Here is an 18,658-nt window from a genome sequence, read left to right as displayed (position 1 = left end):
GAGATTTTCATGTCAGAGATAAACCCTAATCCCTTGTTCAGGCAGATAAATCCACCTGCCCGTTTATTAATGGGGCCAGGGCCTATCAATGCCGATCCACGGGTATTGCGGGCGATGTCCAGCCAGTTGATCGGTCAATATGATCCGGCGATGACCGATTATATGAATCAGGTAATGGCGCTGTATCGGGGGGTTTTCCGTACGGAGAATCGCTGGACAATGTTGATCGATGGAACCTCTCGTGCGGGTATCGAGGCGGTTTTGATGTCGGTGATCCGCCCTGGTGACAAAGTGCTGGTACCCGTTTTTGGCCGTTTTGGGCATTTATTGTGTGAAATTGCCCGCCGTTGCCGTGCTGAAGTGCATATCATCGAGGCACCGTGGGGGGAGGTATTCAGCCCGGATAGGATTGAAGATGCCATCAAGCAAGTCCGCCCACGCCTGCTACTGACCGTGCAGGGCGATACTTCTACCACGATGTTACAACCGTTGGCTGAGCTGGGGGATATTTGTCGCCGCCATCAGGTGCTGTTTTATACCGATGCCACCGCGTCACTGGGTGGGAACCCATTAGAAACAGATGCCTGGGGGTTGGATGCGGTCTCTGCTGGGTTGCAAAAGTGCCTTGGCGGGCCATCCGGCAGTTCACCGATTACCCTGAGCCAACAATTCGCCGAACAAATTCGTCGGCGTAAATGTATTGAGCAGGGTATTCGTACTGCGGATCATATCGATGGCGACGAGGAGATGATCTACTCCAATTACTTTGATCTGGGCATGATCATGGATTATTGGGGGCCGGAACGGCTGAATCACCACACCGAAGCCACCAGTATGTTATTCGCCGCACGTGAATGCGCCAGGGTGATATTGGAGGAAGGGCTGGATCATGGGATCGCCCGCCATGCCTTACACGGTAGCGCACTGTTGGCCGGTATTCAGGGGATGGGGCTTTCGGTGTTTGGTGATATAAAGCATCGTATGAATAACGTACTGGGCGTAGTCATACCAGAAGGTATTCCCGGTGAGCAAGTGCGGCAACTGCTGTTGAATGACTTTGGTATTGAGATTGGTACCTCGTTCGGGCCGTTGAATGGCAAAATTTGGCGTATCGGCACCATGGGGTATAACGCCCGTAAAGATTGTGTCATGCAAACGCTAGTGGCGCTGGAGGCGGTATTGAACCGTTTAGGGTTTACCACGGTTCAGGGCGCAGGGTTACAAGCCGCATGGGATGTCTATCAGGTGGATAGTGCTCATCAGGCGGATAGTGCTCAAAGGAATAGTGCTCAACTGAATGGGGTGAATTGATGAGCGTAACCCTGCCGGATATTGAGGCTGAACAGGCTGCATTACGGGTCTTGGCCCGTAGTGACGTATTGGCGGCAATCAGTGAATCCCCCGAAGGGCTGACTCGGGTCTATCTATCTCCTGAACATTTACAGGCAAATCGGCAAGTCGGTGAATGGATGCAAGCGGTTGGTATGCAGGTTTGGCAGGATACCGTGGGGAATATTTGTGGTCGTTATGAAGGGCTACAACCGGATGCCCCCGCCATCTTGTTAGGTTCTCATCTGGATACGGTGCGTAATGCGGGCCGCTATGATGGCATGTTGGGGGTATTAACTGCGCTGGAGGTCGTGGGGTACTTACATCGTCATCAGCAACGGTTACCGGTCGCCATTGAAGTGATTGGTTTTGCTGATGAAGAGGGAACGCGGTTTGGCATCACCCTGCTCGGCAGTAAAGGGGTGACAGGGCGTTGGCCTATGGAGTGGTTAAATACGACCGATGCCGAGGGTATCAGTGTCGCGCAAGCGATGGTTCGTGCTGGCTTAGATCCGATGGACATCGGGCAATCTGCGCGTGCAGCCAATGCCTTCTGCGCCTATCTTGAACTGCATATTGAGCAAGGGCCGTGTTTAGAAAAAGCGGGTCTGGCGCTGGGTGTGGTGACGGATATTAACGGTGCGCGCCGTTTACATTGCCAGTTTACCGGGTTGGCGGGCCATGCGGGGACCGTACCGATGGGGCAACGGCAAGACGCATTGGCCGGTGCCGCTGAATGGATATATGCCGTTGAGGTATTGACTACGGCTCAGGGGGAACACTTAGTAGCGACGGTAGGGACGTTGACGTGTCTGCCTGGTGCGGTGAATGTGATCCCCGGTCAAGTGAGGCTGACACTGGATATTCGCGGCCCAAATGACCGTGGGGTGAATGATTTATTGACCCGTTTATTGGCTGAAGCTGAAGCGATTGCCACCCGTCGTGGCATAACATTTGCAGCCGAAGGGTTTTACCGTATCAATGCAACGGCTTGTGATAGTGCTTTGCAACAGTGCATCAGCCAGAGTATCAGCAAGGTGCAGGGCCGTTGTTTAGCGCTGCCCAGTGGTGCGGGCCATGATGCGATAGCCATGGCGGAGTGCTGGCCAGTCGGGATGCTATTTGTCCGCTGTAAAGGCGGAGTCAGCCATCATCCAGATGAGTCCGTCACGAGTAGTGATGTCGCCCTGGCTATTCAGGCGTATCTGGAGGCTGTTCTTACGTCCCCTTCGTCCTTGACGCCGCAGCGGTGTTAGCGGCTCTCACTCGCTTGAATCACTGACTGATGTCAGCTCCTCAGGGTGAGGTTATTGACAAAGTGCCCGCGACGGAGAGAACAGGCAGATAGTAAAGACGCCGTAAATACATCCATGTAGGCTCGAGCCGCGCCCTCCCTGGCGCGGACGCTTTACTCCTCTGCCTATCCTCACCGTTCAAGATCGCGTCATCGGGGTTTGTCAGCAGTCTGAGGGGGAGCCTCATCCCTGAGGCTCCCCCCAAAGGTACCGGCGCGTAGGGGGCGTTATAACAGCTTAAAAGGGTCGGCATCGCGCCAGGCAGGAAACCCCTCACGATAATGCTGCAAAGTTTCTAAAGACAATTCAGCCTCTAATTGTGCTGCCTGCCCCGGTGTGGCCTGGGCCAAAACTTCACCTTGCGCATCCAAAATCAGACTATCGCCCTGGTAATGATGGCCGTTGTCATCATCACCAACCCGGTTACAACCGGCGACATAAGCCTGATTTTCAATGGCGCGAGCGGCCAATAATGTTTGCCAGTGTTGAGTCCGCTTGGTCGGCCAGTTAGCCACATACAGCGCTAAATCATAATCTTGCTGATTCCGTGACCAGACCGGAAAGCGCAGGTCATAACAGATTTGAGGGAAAATTCGCCAGCCGCGCCACTCCACGACTTTACGCTCAGAGCCTGCCTGATAGTGATGGTGTTCACCGGCCATGCGGAATAAATGGCGTTTATCATAATGATGGATACGCCCACCTGGTTCCGCTAACAGGAAACGGTTGACCGCGCCTTCTGGTGTCATCAGAGCTACACTGCCGCCAATCAGCGCATTGGTGTGGGTGGCCCAATGCACTAACCACGCGCTAACTTCCGCTTCTGGCGGTGCATGCTCCGCGGCATTCATGGCAAAACCGGTCGTAAACATTTCCGGTAACACAATCACATCCCGCGACGATAACGGTTCAAGTAGCGTCTCAAAATGACGAAAATTAGCTTGTGTATCCAGCCAGACCAGCGGCTGCTGCAATAACGTCAGTTTTAAAGTTGACATAATCTCTCTGCGGCGGCGTCCAGCGTGGCATCTTGTTTGGCGAAGCACAGCCGGATCAATTTATGGGGGAACGGAGCTTCACAAAATACCGATAACGGTATTGCAGCAACGCCCACGTGCTCGGTGAGCCATTGACAGAACTCAACATCATCAAGATCTGAAATGCCGCTGTAATCAGCCAACAGGAAATAGGTCCCCTCGCTTGGCAGAATTTTCAGGCGACTGGTCGCCAGTGCATTGACGAAACAATCGCGGCGGGCACGGTAAAATTCAGGCAACTGCTGCCAGTGTTCTGGCTCGGCATTAAGCATATCTGCCAATGCCAACTGGACCGGTGTGCAGACGGAGAATGTCAGATACTGATGAATTTTGCGAACTTCGGCACTGATAGCGGCGGGTGCGATGCAATAACCCACTTTCCAGCCCGTCATATGAAAGGTTTTGCCGAACGAAGAAACGGCAATGGCTCGCTGACGTAGTTGCGGATGGGCCAACACACTGGCATGACCTGAACGGCTAAAGCAGATGTGCTCGTAAACTTCATCACTCAATACATAAATATTGCGTTCTGCAATGACCTGCCACAACTGTTCAAAATCTTCTGCACACCAAACGGTGGCCGATGGGTTATGGGGGGTATTAACGATAACCAGGCGGGTGCGTTCAGAGACCAGACGGGTAAATTCAGCCCAATCAGTGGTAAAAGCAGGGGGTTTTAGTGTGATCCGCTTGAGCACGCCACCCGCCAGTTTGACCGCCGGTGCATAGCTGTCGTAGCTGGGGTCAAAGCAGATCACTTCATCACCAGGACGAACGAGGGCGGTGATGGCAGCAAATAGTGCTTCGCTGGCCCCGGTGGTCACGGTCACTTCGTGCTCGGCATCGGGTTGCCACCCGTAGATATTGGCCGTTTTCTCCGCGATAGCATGACGCAGTGGTGCGACGCCGATCATCGGAGCATATTGGTTTGCACCTTGGTTGACATGATAGGCTAGCCGTTGCTTCAGGTAATCCGGCCCATCAAAATCAGGGAAGCCCTGCGACAAATTGATCGCTTGGTGCTTTTGTGCCAATGCACTCATTTGCGTGAAGATAGTGGTGCCTTGCGCAGGCAATTTACTGTCTGGAATAAAAGATAAAGTGCTCATGGCGGATGAATACTCTTGGCGCTGTATGTTGCCGTAAATATAACACGATGTTAAGATTTGGCAATCAAGACGCTTAGATGTTTAAACGGCTAAAACAGTACAAATACTGGCAATACAAACACCATAACAGGGATATGCAATGACCGAAAATAGACAACTTGGCGCGCTGTTAGCCGCCTGCCACTGGATCGGCGAGAAGGGCTGGTGCCCGGCGACTGGCGGTAATATGTCCCTGAGGCTGGATTTGGCCCACTGTTTAATCACTGAATCTGGTAAAGACAAAGGCAGCCTGACCGCAGAAGATTTCCTGCTGGTAGAAACCGCCAATAACCATGTGCCGAGTGGCCGCACGCCGTCGGCAGAGACCGGCCTGCATACCTTGCTGTATCGCCTGTATCCTGAAATCCATGCGGTGCTACACACGCACTCGGTGAATGCCACCGTGCTGTCACGGGTTGAGCGCAGTAATGAGTTGGTGTTGCAAGGCTATGAGATGCAAAAATCGTTGTCAGGTCAGCGCAGCCATCTGGACGCGGTGGTGATCCCGATTTTTGACAATGACCAGGATATTCCTGCATTGGCACAGCGGGTGGTGGCTTATGCTGATAATAGCCCATTGCAGTATGGCTTTTTGGTCCGTGGTCATGGTTTGTACTGTTGGGGCACCAACGTGGTTGAAGCCCGTCGCCATCTGGAAGGGCTGGAGTTTTTGTTCCAGTGCGAGCTGCAACGTCGCTTATTTGATGTGAATCCTAAATTTGACGTAAATCCTAAAGTGGAGGCCAAATGATTCAGGCCATTGTTACCGATATTGAAGGCACCACCACTGACATCCGTTTTGTCCATCAAGTGCTGTTTCCTTATGCCCGTGAGCGGTTGACACCTTTCTTACGTGCGCATCAGCAGGACGACGATATCGCCGCTCTACTGGTCGATTTACGCCGCGAAATTGCACAACCGGATGCCGATATTGAAACATTGATTACCGTTTTGCATGGTTTTATGGACGAAGACCGCAAATCTACCGTATTGAAGGCCATTCAAGGCATTATCTGGCGCACGGGTTACTTGCAAGCGGATTTTCGCGGCCATTTGTATCCGGAGGTTGCCCAACAACTGGCTGATTGGCAAAAACAGGGGCTGAAGTTGTATGTCTATTCTTCTGGTTCAGTAGCGGCCCAGAAGTTGTTATTTGGCTACAGCGATGCCGGGGATTTACGTCCGCTGTTCAGTGGCTACTTTGATACCCGCGTGGGCGCAAAACGAGAAGTGAGCGCTTACCAGAATATTGCCAGCCAACTGGGTATTGCGCCGCAGGCCCTGCTATTTTTATCCGATATTCGCCAAGAACTGGATGCCGCACAGCTTGCTGGCTGGCATACCTGTCAGTTGATTCGTGATCTACCCGATAATGACAGCGCTCATCCACAAGTTAATCGTTTTGATCAGATTGTTTTAGGTCCGTTTACTGAATAATTATTTTAGGTCCGTTTACCGAATGATTATTTTAAGTCTGTTTACAGAGTAATTGTTCTAGGTCAGTTTACAGCATGATTGTTTAGGGGAGTTTACAGCATGAGCGGATTAACGATTTTTAGCGACCAACAGCCAGAAAAACCGTTGTGGCAGAGCCACAATGCTGAAGAAATTCAACAGCAGTTGACGGCTATCGGGGTGCGCTTTGAGCGCTGGCAGGCAGATTGTGAGCTGGGTGAGAACCCACAGCCAGAGGCCGTTATTGCGGCTTATCAGCATGAGATTGATCGGCTGGTGGCAGAAAATGGCTATAAGAGCTGGGATGTCATCAGCATGCGCCCCGATAATCCTCAACGTGAAGCACTGCGAGAGAAATTTTTATCTGAGCATACCCACGGTGAAGATGAAGTGCGTTTCTTTGTTGAAGGTAGCGGGCTGTTCTGTTTGCATCTGAACGAGCAGGTTTACCAGATTCTGTGCGAAAAAAATGATCTGTTATCCGTCCCGGCGGATATCCCTCATTGGTTCGATATGGGATCAGCACCTAATTTCACGGCTATCCGCGTGTTCGATAACCCGGAAGGCTGGATAGCACGTTCTACCGGCGATAATATTGCCGACGCCTATCCTCGCCTAAATTAAGAAATATAAAACTTCAGGCATCATTAGCGGTGAGGCTGAAAAAAGCCCGCCGCGACCTGTTCAGGTGTGATCACTCCACTATCTAACACCCAACCACTGATCAATGCCGCTGGGGTGACATCAAAGGCTGGGTTGTACACCGACGCGTCTTCTGGTGCCCACTGGCAATGACCAAATCCGCCAGAGACACCGGTCACCTCACTGGCAGCACGTTGCTCAATCGGGATCGCCGCCCCATCAGGGCAATCTGGATCGTGGGTGGTGTGTGGTGCGGCAACATAGAATGGGATTCGGTGGTAATGCGCCAATACCGCCAGACTGTAGGTGCCAATTTTGTTCGCCACATCACCGTTGGCTGCAATACGGTCAGCACCGACCCAAATAGCATCCACTTGGCCCTGAGCCATCAGGCTGGCGGCCATCGAATCGCAAATCAATTGATAGGGAATCCCCAATTCACCTAATTCCCAGGCGGTTAAACGCCCACCTTGTAATAAGGGCCGGGTTTCATCAACCCAAACCTGTCGGATGTTGCCCTGTTGATGGGCGCGCAGTAAGACGCCAATCGCGGTGCCGATCCCGGCAGTGGCCAGCCCGCCAGTATTGCAATGGGTCAATAGGTTGCTACCGGGTTTAACCAGTGCCGCGCCATGCTGGGCAATACGCTCACACAACTCACGGTCTTCATCGATTAATCGTAGCGCTTCAGCGACCATCACAGTAACCCAATTGGGCTGTAATAAAGCTTGCTGCATCCGTGCCAGATTATTCATTAGGTTAACGGCCGTCGGTCGCGACTCACGCAGGGCAATCAATGCCTGCTCAAGTAGCGCCTGCGATAAACCACGTTCTGCCAGTAGCGCCAGTAACAGGCTGGCTGACAAGCCAATAAGTGGCGCACCGCGTACCCGTAGCGCCTGAATATGTTCAATCAGCGAACCTACGGTATCGGCTAGCAGCCACTCTTGACGCTGTGGCAGTGCCTGTTGGTCAAGGATCCAAAGCTGGCCATTGACAATTTTTAAGCTGGTGGTCTGTAAGCCGAGGGTGTTAAGCGTCTGCATTGTCAGTTAAATCCATGTTGCGTTATTGCATCTGGTTTCTTATTCTGCCAACATGCTTTGCGGATGTATAGACGTCCATATGTTTTTACACCTAAATGCAGAATATTTTATGTTTTAACAGGAAATAATTTCACGGCTAAGGAAGTGGTTGGCGGTGAGTGAATCTGAATCAGGTAAAGAACAACGAGGTTGAATATGTCGCGCTACCATATGTTTACTGCTGCGGATGCGGTTGAATATGCACGCCAATTTGGTCAGGTGGCCGATCCACTGGCCTTGGTGACGGCTGATGAAATTGGGGATGGAAACCTCAATTTGGTGTTTAAAATTTGTGATACAGCAGGAATAAGCCGTGTGATCGTTAAACAGGCTCTTCCTTATGTGCGTTGTGTGGGGGAGTCCTGGCCGTTAACGTTGGATCGTGCGCGCATTGAGGCGGAAACATTGCTGACACACAGCCAATTCTGCCCGCAACATACGGTGAAGGTGCTGCACCATGATGCGGAATTGGCGGTGATGGTGCAGGAAGATTTATCTGATCACCATATTTGGCGTCACGAGTTGATTCAGGGAAATTATTACCCACATGCAGCAGAACAACTGGGTGAATATTTAGCGCAGACGTTATTCCATACCTCTGATTTCTACCAGTCTGCGCAAGCGAAAAAAGCGGCGGTGAGCCGTTATACCAACCCAGAATTATGCCAAATCACCGAAGATCTGTTCTTTACCGACCCCTATATTGATCACGAACGTAATAACTTTGATCCGGTACTTTTGCCAGAAGTGTTGTCGTTAAGACAGGATAAGGCGCTCAAGTTAGCTGTAGCCTCACTGAAACATCGCTTCCTGAGTCAGGCAGAGGCATTACTTCACGGCGATATTCACAGTGGTTCAATTTTTGTTGCTGATGGCCGTTTGAAAACTATTGATGCTGAATTTGGTTTTTATGGCCCTATTGGTTTTGATATTGGTACTGCGCTTGGGAATTTACTGCTTAATTACTGTGGGTTACCGGGATTAGCGGGTCCCCGTGATGCGGCGGCGGGGCGTGAACAACGACTGAAAGATATCCAAACGGTTTGGCAAACATTCGCCGCCCGTTTTTTGGTCTTAAGTCAGGAAAAAACACAGGATCCCGCGTTGGCGGTGGAAGGTTATGCTACGCAATTTCTACAGCACGTTTGGCGGGATGCTATTGGTTATTGTGGTAGTGAGTTAATTCGCCGCACCATTGGTTTAGCCCACGTTGCTGATTTGGATTCTATTGACGATGAAGAGATGCGCCGTGCATGCCAGCGCCACGCATTAAGTTTGGGGCGAGCCCTGATTCTGGCGGCACCACATGTTGATGGTGTAGGCGGTTTTGTTGCTCGCGTCCGCCAATATAGCTGATCCCCTTTGTCCTTGATACCGCAGCGGTGTTAGCTGCGCTCACTCACCCGGCTCACTTACTTGTCGTTGACCTTAAAATTAATAGCCTCATCCCTGAGGCTTACCCTACGAGCTAGCATAAATGCTGTTCAGATTGCTTCCTGATCAATTTGTCATTCGTTACCTACCTATAGCACCAATGAATTAGGTGGTGAAAGTTACAATGAATAATAAGGATCCTGCAAACAAATATAGATTTTTTATTTTTACATTTACCATTAGTGTGTTTATTTTTACGCATGATATTATCTTGTTTATCTCCATAAAATTGATGTTTTTTATCTTATTTCTTTATTTATATTCTTCTACTGCTTTACCTAACTATTAGTATTGTTTATTTTATCTTTTTTTATTTTAATATCATTTTTTTCATTAAAAATAACGAGTACTGGTATGACCACTGTGTTGGATTGAAGTGATAATCCATTATATTCATTCACTTACGTGTAATTACTTGTATTTAATAAACAATACTCTTGTAGTTAAAAATAATTACACCTTTAGACTTACCATCATTTTTTATGATTTTTTTTATATCTATCTCAAATTACTGTTTGTCGTAAACCTGTGGCGGCAATTAGTCTAAGTTTACGGTGAGTTTTTATTGAGTATGTGACTTATTAATACCTGTCACTATCCTGTGGCTTTCTGTGTAAATATTTATATTAGACTGATATCTGCATTTATTAATTAATGACAACCGTATGGGTTAGTACTAAATAATAATATTTATTGTTATTTTTACTGGCGTTATTTCTATCTTTATCAGGCGTGTATTTATGAGGATTTTATATTTCCATGGCATGTTATGGTGCCCATTGAAATTCAGTTCATTAGCTTTTTTTTCTCTTTTCTGCTCGCAATTAATTGCCGCACCTCAAGTGCTAAATGTGCCAAATGCGGGGGCGATCAGTAATGAGATTAGGCAAACAACAATAGAGCCATTGAACGCACCAGAGGAAACGGATATCAAGCTTCCTCAATTAAGTAAATCCACCCCATTAAAGGGGGCACTGGCGAGTGAACGTATTACCCTGAAAAGGGTTAGGTTTGAGGGCGATGTCTCGTTATTTCAGCCTGGCATTGCCGCTGACAATAAGGATTTACAGGCGGTGATCACTCCTTGGTTAAATTGGTCACTCACATTTAACGATTTACAAGCCATGACTTTTGCCGTGACTCGTTTCTATCGGAAAAAAGGGTGGGTCGCTGCTCAGGTAATATTACCACCACAAACGATTCGAGACGGTATTATTGTGGTGCGCGTTATTGCGGGTCGATTAGACAAACCTCAGTTAAATAACCAAAGTGGTTTGAATTCTCGCTTTATTACTGCGGTGATTGAAAGTAATAGTTGTAGTAAAGAAATTGGGTTCTTTGGTGATAAAGATTGTGCTGCGTCTCCCGTTGAATTATCTCGCCTTGAACGCACGGCGCTAATTTTGAATGAAATACCGGGCGTTGAGGCTTCTCTGGCATTAAAACCGGGTACTCAATCTGGAATGACCCGAATTTATGCTGATGTTACACCCGGAAAAAAAATGATGGCTTATCTTGCAGCCGATAATCAGGGAAATGATTATTCTGGTCATAATCGCCTGTTAACCGGAGGGGTGCTTAATAACCTCACCGGCTGGGGAGATCAATTACGGGCCGATTTAATTTTATCCAGCTCGGCAGATGTCTTTAATGGCTTGCTGGATTATAACTTTCCCATTAATAGCTATGGTACCCGGGCGGCACTTAATTATAGCTATCTGGATTATACGTTAACGGGGCCGTTTTCCGTATTAGATGCACATGGTCACTCTACTACCTGGGGCATCAATTTACGACATCCATGGATACGCACCTCTGCTGCACGGATTGATGTAAATGCGGGTTATTATCAGGCCAGAATGCGTGATTCATTAATCCTGTTACCAGAACAAAAACGTAACCTGAATGCGGGCGAATTTGGTATCAGTGGCACTTTTACTGCCTTACCCCGTGGGCTCAGTAATTTCAATTTACTGGGCACGGCAGGGGATCTTGCACTGGATGACGAATACAGCCAAAGCATAAATACACTGACCCATGTGAGCGGTAATTTTAGCCGCTTTAATTATCGCGCCGGCCATGATCAGGGCGTTGGGTCTCACTTCTCTTTCTTCAATCAATTTACCGGTCAAATGGCCAGTAAAAATCTGGACAGCTCGCAAAAATTACTCTTGGGCGGGCCACTGGCGGTTCGTGCCTATGGTATTGGCGAAGGCTCTGTCGATAAAGGGACAATTTTTACCACAGAATTGCGCACACGCTGGCAGCCTGATTTTCCGGACTGGGCTGGCTATGGGCATCAAATTACCGTAGCGGCGTTTTTCGACCAAGGGTGGGGGGCTTATTATCGCCAGCCTATCGTGGGCCTCTCTGAAAATAATATCAACATATCTGGCTTTGGTTCCTATATCACTCTCGCACGCCCGGCAGATTATTTTTTGAATCTGACCTGGGCACACCGAACCGGTCAGGCAGTAACCCGTCATCAAGATAACGATCAGCTTTGGTTAAGCGCTTATAAGATGTTTTAGCGCTTATCGGCATATTTGTCAGATTTAATGGATGCGCATAATGAACAGTAAATTGTACAAACTTATTTTTTGTCGTCGGCTGGGTTGCTTAATTGCCGTGGGAGAATTTACCCGATCATATGGCCGAGCCTTGTCGTCGAAGGGCGGTCAATCGGGTAATAATCACCGCCGGGCCGTTGGTATCTTGAGCCGTTTGGCGATGATGACGGGCTTGGCGCTTGGCACATTTCCCTTGTTGGTTCTGGCCCATCCTGTGTTACCGGTTAATGGTCATATCGTCATCGGGCAAGGAATGCTGGATCAGCAAAGCAATACGCTTACCGTGACACAGCAAACGGATAAGTTAGCGATTAATTGGGCCAGCTTTGATATCGCGCATGGGCACAGTGTCATTTATGCCCAGCCGGATAGTCAGAGTATTGCATTGAATCAGGTGCAAGGGCAGAGCGCATCGCAAATCTATGGCCGCTTACAGGCAAATGGTCAGATCTTCTTGCTTAACCCTCGCGGGATACTGTTTGGTAAAGAGGCTCAGGTTGATGTCGGTGGGTTGGTGGCGAGCACGAAATATATGTCAAATCCGGGCTTCCAGTCTGGTGATTACAGCCTGATTGGGGGCGAGCGTGAAGGCGATATTATTAATCAGGCGAATTTACGCTCAGCTCCAGGGGGGTATATCGCACTGGTAGGTAACCGGATTGATAACCAGCGTTCAGGGTCTATCACCACCCCACAAGGGAAAACTGTGCTGGCAGTCGGCCACAGCGTGACCTTGAATCTGGATCATGGGAATTTATTAGGTGTACGGATTCAGGGAGAAACCGTTGCTGCATTGATTCAAAATGGTGGACTAATTCAGGCTGATGGCGGTGTGATCCAACTGACGGCTAAGGGTAAAGATATGCTGATGGATACGGTGATTGATAATACCGGGATCCTGCAAGCTAAAGGGTTGTCAGCGAAAAATGGTGTTATTCATCTTGATGGCGGTGGTGAGGGGGTTGTCAGCCAGATGGGGACCATCAATGTTAACAATCAGCAGGGGCGTGGAGGACGTGCGGTTGTTGAAGGGAAACATATTTATCTGAATAAAAACAGTAACATTGAAGCGAAGGGCACTGCAGGCGGTGGCACTGTCTTAGTGGGGGGGGGCTGGCAAGGCAAAGATAATCAGATCAAAAATGCCACGGCTGTAGTGATGGAAAAAGGCAGTAGTATTGATGTTTCGGCATCTCATAGTGGGCCGGGAGGAACTGCGGTTTTATGGTCTGGGGATTACACCGGTTTTCACGGTAATATCCGAGCCAGGGGCGGGCCTCAATCGGGCGATGGCGGTCTGGTCGAAACATCTAGTCAACGCAATTTACAAGCTTTTGGGCAAGTGAATGCCAGTGCGGAACGTGGTGATGCTGGCCATTGGTTATTGGATCCTGCGGAGGTGACGATTGTTGGTAGTGGCGCACAGAGTGGTGTGATGACTGAGACGGGTAATATACCCACTGGGGTTGTTTCCAATGCCCATGTTTTTATTCCAACGAGCAATACTGCTCAGATCCTCAATAGTAGTATTAATACTCAACTTAATAGTGGCACTAATGTCACGGTAACGACCAGCAACGCCAGTTTATCAGGGTGTCAGTGGTGCAATATAACCGTACAAGCCGATATCACTAAAACCGCTGGAGGCGATGCGACGCTGACGTTACATGCTGACGGTAATATAGTGGTTAATAATAATATTACCGCTGATGCTGGAAAGTTAAATTTAAATTTATTAGCAGGAAATACTACTGCGGATTCTTCCATCACGCTGAATAATAGCCAAGTGCTATTAAATGGTGGTGATCTTGTAGCTAAACATGCCAATGATAATAATACGGCACGTATTAGCTTACTGGGCGGGCGATATGATGTTGGCAATTTCACCTTGGATGGAAATACCGCATTAGCCTCACAAGTTGGGGTGAATATCAGTAATGCGGCTAATATTAGCGTCGCTGGCGAAACCGTCATCTCCGGCGTGAGTAGTAACAGCCGTGGGCAAGGATGGCGTGGTATTGATATATCAAATAATTCGACCTTGACGGGTGTGGGAAATATGACTTTTTCGATGAGGTCTAACTCCAATGTTTCATGGATGGGGTCATTCACTAATGCAACAATTACCAGTGATAAGAATATCACATTCCAAGGGGCGGGGAGGTCGTCAGGTGGAGTGAACTTTGTTAATGGCAGTGTTTTGTCAAAGTCTGGCAGTATTTTATTTGATATAAATGGCAATATTGTTGTTCAGAATGCTTATGGGCTTCAGGTCAATAATTCGCAGCTCAGTGCTAAGGATGTTAAATTTGCAGTCAATGTCACTGGAGCTGATGGTTTTTTACTAAGAGATAGTAATGTTACCGCAACCTCCGGTGATATTAATGCCAATGCTACTACCATCAATAAAGGCATTTGGATCTCAGGTAAAACCAATTTAAACGCCAGTGGTAATGTTAATCTGCATGGTGTGACGACTAATTCGGCCTATCCGGGTGCTGATGCAATAAAGATCAGCGGTAATTCCAGTAGTAACAATGTCAATATTACCGCTGATGGTAACATCTCTCTGATCGCGGTTAATGAAGGGAAAGAGATTGGGAGCACTGTTTCTGTAGATTACGCCAATATAATAGCTAAGAATGGAGACTTTGATTTAAATATTAGTGGGGTGAAAGGTAGTCCTTTTAATAATGCCACTATAACTGCTAACAATATTTCAATGAATGGCAATATTAGTGCTAATGATGCGGTGGTGTTGGTGAACACCATTCTTACGGCTAAAAATGATATTAAAACCAACTTAAATGCTCCCAATGATAAATCCTTTACTGTCAAAGAAAATAGTAGGGTGAGTGCGGGTCAGAATATATCATTAGTTGCTATTACCGCTGCACCATCTGTGGAGGCAATCACAATCCTTGGAACCTCATCTAATAAAGTCAATATCACTGCTGGAAACGATATATCAATAACAGTCATTAGTTCTAGCAATGTTTCAGGTGGAGGCATTGGTATTGCTGAAGCTAATATTGAAACTAAAAGCGGAAATTTCACGCTAAATAGCAATGGTTTCAGAGGTATAGCGTTGGCCAATGTTAATCTTACCGCAAATGAGATTAATGTTGAGTCTAATTCGACGGGGTCTGCTGGATGGGCGATACGTGATTCTAATATTACTGCAACAACGGGTAATATTACTGCCAATGGAACATCAAAAAAAGAAGGGGGGGTGATTAAATCCAATACTACTTTAAATGCTAAAAAAGATATTAATCTGGTGGGAGTGACCACGGGGGGTGACATCGGTGATGGTGAGGGGCTCCTTATTCAAGGGAATTCAGAGAGTTCACGTAATAATATTATAGCGCAAGGGAATATTACCTTAAGCGGTAAGACTAACTCGGGTATTGCTACGCTAGCATCAGTTTATCTGATAAATACTAACCTTACATCAACTGATAATGATATTAATATTAATGGTTCATCAAAGGGGGCGAGAAATGTCTATTTTACTGATGTGGCACTGAATGCCCGAGCGGGTAACATTACCGTTTATTCTGAAACACAGGCTGCTTTACCGACTACATTAAGTTCAGCATTAAGTTTGGGGGGTAATATCAGTATAAAAGCCCAAAATAGCTCGGTAACCGGTAAAGCATTGAATACGATACTGGGTTCAGGCGTTGGGTTTAGAGCCAATAGTAGCTTATCTGTTGAAGGGAATGCCACATTTCAAGGCGAGACAGAAGGCACCGGTGCAACACGCAGAGGGATTGATTTTAGTGGTGCCAATACACTTAATATTGCTAAAGGCAGCAAATTATTTTTCCTCGGTGAAAATAAAGGCGCACAAGTTACCGCAGGTGGTAATGGTATAACTTATACCAGCCCCAAAAAATTAACGATCAATAATAATGGTTCTTTAATAATGGAGGGGCGGTCAACCAGCGGTACCGGCATTAACTTCCCTACCAGTAATGATACGATAGTATTAAATGGTGAGGGTGATACGCTCATTAAAGGTAGTAGTGTTACAGGCGGCGGGGTCGCTATTTCCGGCGTAGTGAATAACAGTACTGGCCCTGTCACTATTGAAGGAGCCAGCACCGATGGCACAGGGGTCCATTTATTCAGTGGCGAGCATCAAATTAATCGTATTAATGTGACTGGCATTTCAACCCAAGCCGAAGGTCTACGCATCAGTGGTAATGCCAATATCACTGATACTGTACTGATCGGGAGATCAATTAATAGCAGCGGCATCAAAGTTGATTCGCTACCTGGTTCTAGTGTTACCACCCATGCTGTGCTGGATAATGCCTCGCTCAATGGTAGCAGTACTAATGGCAACGGGGTGGAGGTCACCAGTGATATAAAAGGTATTCATCAGAGTTTTGTTAATGGCACCACTGATGGTATCGGTTATGGCATTGATATTGGCGAAAACTTAAACGTTACCGGGACCAGTGAAGCTGACTTATTGATTCTACAAGGTATGGCGACAACAGGCACTGGCACCGGAATAAAACTCAATGGTAATAATGATTTAAGTAATACCAGTTTAAATAGCTCTGCGGTTGATGGTATCGCTTTGGATATCACGGGCCCACTAGCTAACCAAGGGAATGTGATCCTAAATGGCACTGCTTCTGGTTTGGGGATCGGTGCACAGGTCAATGGTTCGCTAAGTGATAGTGTGGTTAACGGTACGTCGGCGAATGGCATTGGTGTGCAAATCAATGGATCACTTGAAAACAGCCGCATCAACGGCATGTCGACCAACGGCAGCGGGGTTAAAGTCGATGGCGAGAGTGTGCTTAGCAATACGGCACTGATAGGTAATAGTACGGAGGGTAAAGGCATTGAAATCGGTGCCAATGTAGTGGGCAGTAAGGGGAGCTCCGTGCAGGGTGATGTGGTCAATGGCACGGGTGTCGTTATTGATAAAGATGTCATTCTTACCGGCGGTAGTGCCGATGATCTGTTGGCCGTCAACGGTAATGCGACTGGTGAAAAAGGCAGTGGCGTAACATTGGGTGGTAATAACACCCTCGACAATACGACATTGAGCGGTAATGCCACCGATGGCACCGGTATCGATATCACCGGTCCGCTGACCAATAATGGATCTACCGTGATCACTGGCCTGGCGGATAATGGCGACGGTGTGCAGTTGGATGGCGTGATCACCGGTGGCACGGTCAATGGCACCTCCACAGGGGCGAGCGGTATCAAGGTGGATGGCGAAAGCACACTCGATAACGCTACGTTGAACGGCAGCAGTACTGATGGTGCGGGGGTGAATATCACCGCAGATCTGACTGGCAGCAATGGCAGCGCAGTACATGGTGTAACCGTTAATGGTGTTGGGGTGGCTATCAGCCAAGATCCCGACCTCATTGGTGGTGGGGCAGACGATCTATTGGCCATTACCGGCAATGCCAGTGGTGAAAAAGGCACCGGCGTACAACTGGGCGGCAATAATACCCTTGATAACACCACGCTGAGCGGCAACGCCACTGACGGCACCGGTGTGGATATCACCGGCCCGCTGACCAATAGCGGCAATACCACCCTCGCCGGTAAAGCTGAAAAAGGTGACGGCGTGCAACTTGAGGGCGCGATCACCGGCGGCACGGTTAACGGCACTTCCGACAGCGGCGCAGGGATCCACGTCGATGGCGAGACCACGCTGGATAACGCCACGCTCCATGGCAACAGCAACGAGGGCCAGGGGGTCGATCTGGCGGCCAATCTGTCCGGCAATCACGGCAGTGCGGTGCAGGGCGACACGGTCAACGGCACCGGCATCGACGTGGGTAAAGACGTTACCCTGAGCGGCGGCGGTGCGGATGATCCGCTAACGGTCAGCGGCAATGCCCGTGGTGAGGAAGGCACCGGGGTGCAACTGGCCGGCAATCATACCCTTGATAACACCTCCCTGAGCGGCAACGCCACTGACGGTCATGGGGTAGAGATTAATGGCTCATTAATCAATAACGGCAATACTACGATTAATGGCAAAACGTCTGATGATGGCCACGGCGTACATATTAATGGGGCTGTCAGTGGCGGCGAAATCAATGGTCATTCAGATAATAGCCACGGTGTTTTCCTCGATGAAAGTGCGTTACTTAATGACATCGTTATCGGAGGAGGGACCGGCTCATATAAACCGCCAGTATTTATAGCATTGCCTGAAACCATCGGTGAGCACGTGACTATTAATGGTAAACCGATTGATAAGACCCAGCCAGAAGACAGTAAGGCACGTGAAAGTGATAACCCGACAAGGGGTAAATATACACCTTTACCACCGGTTACTGACCCTGTATTGCCCCCAGCATCAACCGATGATGAGAAAAATACAGAACAGACCTCGACGTTAATCCCATATCAGAAAAGAGAGGATCTAGACATGTTGATAATGGCGCGAAACCATATCTTGAGTACCCTTGAAGGGCGTGATTTATCTTCATCTGTTGTCAATGAATCGGAGCAAAGTGCGGCGGGCGTTACCGGAATTATGGTTTGTCTCCCTCTGAGTGAGGCCTCTGAACATGAACCTTGCGATAAGTATATTTTAGACAAGGGGCAACCCCATCTCCCCATGATGGTCAAGAAGTAAAACACGTTATACCCGCCATACTTCAAGCTGCA

Annotated in this window: 11 protein-coding genes; 8 read left to right on the top strand and 3 right to left on the bottom strand. The window is 48.4% G+C overall.

Annotated features, from left to right (window positions below):
* Positions 1-9 precede the first annotated feature (9 nt).
* Together AC971_RS07030 and AC971_RS07025 are read left to right on the top strand one after the other, a co-directional pair.
* Positions 10-1,311 carry a pyridoxal-phosphate-dependent aminotransferase family protein gene (locus tag AC971_RS07030; protein ID WP_025382757.1) on the top strand — a complete coding sequence of 434 codons (1,302 nt, stop codon included), beginning with the start codon at positions 10-12 and terminating at the stop codon, positions 1,309-1,311.
* Positions 1,311-2,585 carry an allantoate amidohydrolase gene (locus tag AC971_RS07025; RefSeq protein WP_025382758.1) on the top strand — a complete coding sequence of 425 codons (1,275 nt, stop codon included), beginning with the start codon at positions 1,311-1,313 and terminating at the stop codon, positions 2,583-2,585. The genes AC971_RS07030 and AC971_RS07025 overlap by 1 nt, the downstream gene beginning before the upstream one ends.
* A gap of 266 nt (positions 2,586-2,851) precedes the next feature.
* Here AC971_RS07025 and AC971_RS07020 read toward each other — a convergent pair whose 3' ends face one another.
* Both AC971_RS07020 and AC971_RS07015 read right to left on the bottom strand, forming a co-directional pair.
* Positions 2,852-3,622: an amidohydrolase gene (locus AC971_RS07020; protein ID WP_025382759.1), complete on the bottom strand. Its 771-nt coding sequence runs from the start codon at positions 3,620-3,622 to the stop codon at positions 2,852-2,854.
* Positions 3,610-4,770, bottom strand: coding sequence for a pyridoxal phosphate-dependent aminotransferase (locus AC971_RS07015; protein ID WP_025382760.1), 1,161 nt, complete (start codon positions 4,768-4,770; stop codon positions 3,610-3,612). The genes AC971_RS07020 and AC971_RS07015 overlap by 13 nt, the downstream gene beginning before the upstream one ends.
* 139 nt (positions 4,771-4,909) lie before the next feature.
* Between AC971_RS07015 and AC971_RS07010 the strand changes: the two genes are divergently transcribed.
* The 3 genes from AC971_RS07010 (at position 4,910) to AC971_RS07000 (ending at position 6,888) form a co-directional block, all read left to right on the top strand.
* Entirely contained in the window at positions 4,910-5,560 is a 651-nt protein-coding gene (locus tag AC971_RS07010) for a methylthioribulose 1-phosphate dehydratase (protein WP_025382761.1), read from the top strand.
* Entirely contained in the window at positions 5,557-6,246 is a 690-nt protein-coding gene (gene mtnC / locus AC971_RS07005; protein WP_025382762.1) for an acireductone synthase, read from the top strand. The genes AC971_RS07010 and mtnC overlap by 4 nt, the downstream gene beginning before the upstream one ends.
* Positions 6,247-6,345: 99 nt before the next feature.
* Positions 6,346-6,888 (top strand): 1,2-dihydroxy-3-keto-5-methylthiopentene dioxygenase, encoded by a 543-nt coding sequence (locus tag AC971_RS07000; protein ID WP_025382763.1) that lies wholly within the window; start codon positions 6,346-6,348, stop codon positions 6,886-6,888.
* 23 nt (positions 6,889-6,911) lie between these two features.
* Here the strand turns inward: AC971_RS07000 and mtnA are convergent, their stop codons facing one another.
* Positions 6,912-7,952, bottom strand: a complete 1,041-nt coding sequence (mtnA, locus tag AC971_RS06995; RefSeq protein WP_025382764.1) for an S-methyl-5-thioribose-1-phosphate isomerase — start codon at positions 7,950-7,952, stop codon at positions 6,912-6,914.
* 195 nt (positions 7,953-8,147) lie between these two features.
* Between mtnA and mtnK the strand changes: the two genes are divergently transcribed.
* The 3 genes from mtnK (at position 8,148) to AC971_RS06980 (ending at position 18,626) form a co-directional block, all read left to right on the top strand.
* Positions 8,148-9,347, top strand: coding sequence for an S-methyl-5-thioribose kinase (mtnK, locus tag AC971_RS06990; protein ID WP_025382765.1), 1,200 nt, complete (start codon positions 8,148-8,150; stop codon positions 9,345-9,347).
* An 818-nt stretch (positions 9,348-10,165) separates the two neighbouring features.
* Complete coding sequence (locus tag AC971_RS06985) at positions 10,166-11,956, top strand: ShlB/FhaC/HecB family hemolysin secretion/activation protein (protein WP_025382766.1); 1,791 nt, start codon at positions 10,166-10,168, stop codon at positions 11,954-11,956.
* 40 nt (positions 11,957-11,996) lie between these two features.
* The gene (locus AC971_RS06980; protein ID WP_082160200.1) at positions 11,997-18,626 is read left to right on the top strand and encodes a two-partner secretion domain-containing protein; all 6,630 of its coding nucleotides are present in this window, start codon (positions 11,997-11,999) and stop codon (positions 18,624-18,626) included.
* Positions 18,627-18,658 lie beyond the last annotated feature (32 nt).

Origin of the sequence: Yersinia similis (assembly GCF_001053095.1) — a bacterium.
In the GTDB taxonomy this organism is placed as follows: domain Bacteria; phylum Pseudomonadota; class Gammaproteobacteria; order Enterobacterales; family Enterobacteriaceae; genus Yersinia; species Yersinia similis.
This window is presented reverse-complemented; position numbering and strand designations above follow the sequence as displayed.

Excerpts from the sequence above, each read along its gene's own strand:
- AC971_RS07030 (WP_025382757.1), top strand. The coding sequence starts at position 10 with ATGTCAGAGATAAACCCTAATCCCTTGTTCAGGCAGATAAATCCACCT.
- AC971_RS07025 (WP_025382758.1), top strand. The coding sequence starts at position 1,311 with ATGAGCGTAACCCTGCCGGATATTGAGGCTGAACAGGCTGCATTACGG.
- AC971_RS07020 (WP_025382759.1), bottom strand. The coding sequence starts at position 3,622 with ATGTCAACTTTAAAACTGACGTTATTGCAGCAGCCGCTGGTCTGGCTG.
- AC971_RS07015 (WP_025382760.1), bottom strand. The coding sequence starts at position 4,770 with ATGAGCACTTTATCTTTTATTCCAGACAGTAAATTGCCTGCGCAAGGC.
- AC971_RS07010 (WP_025382761.1), top strand. The coding sequence starts at position 4,910 with ATGACCGAAAATAGACAACTTGGCGCGCTGTTAGCCGCCTGCCACTGG.
- mtnC (WP_025382762.1), top strand. The coding sequence starts at position 5,557 with ATGATTCAGGCCATTGTTACCGATATTGAAGGCACCACCACTGACATC.
- AC971_RS07000 (WP_025382763.1), top strand. The coding sequence starts at position 6,346 with ATGAGCGGATTAACGATTTTTAGCGACCAACAGCCAGAAAAACCGTTG.
- mtnA (WP_025382764.1), bottom strand. The coding sequence starts at position 7,952 with ATGCAGACGCTTAACACCCTCGGCTTACAGACCACCAGCTTAAAAATT.
- mtnK (WP_025382765.1), top strand. The coding sequence starts at position 8,148 with ATGTCGCGCTACCATATGTTTACTGCTGCGGATGCGGTTGAATATGCA.
- AC971_RS06985 (WP_025382766.1), top strand. The coding sequence starts at position 10,166 with ATGAGGATTTTATATTTCCATGGCATGTTATGGTGCCCATTGAAATTC.
- AC971_RS06980 (WP_082160200.1), top strand. The coding sequence starts at position 11,997 with ATGAACAGTAAATTGTACAAACTTATTTTTTGTCGTCGGCTGGGTTGC.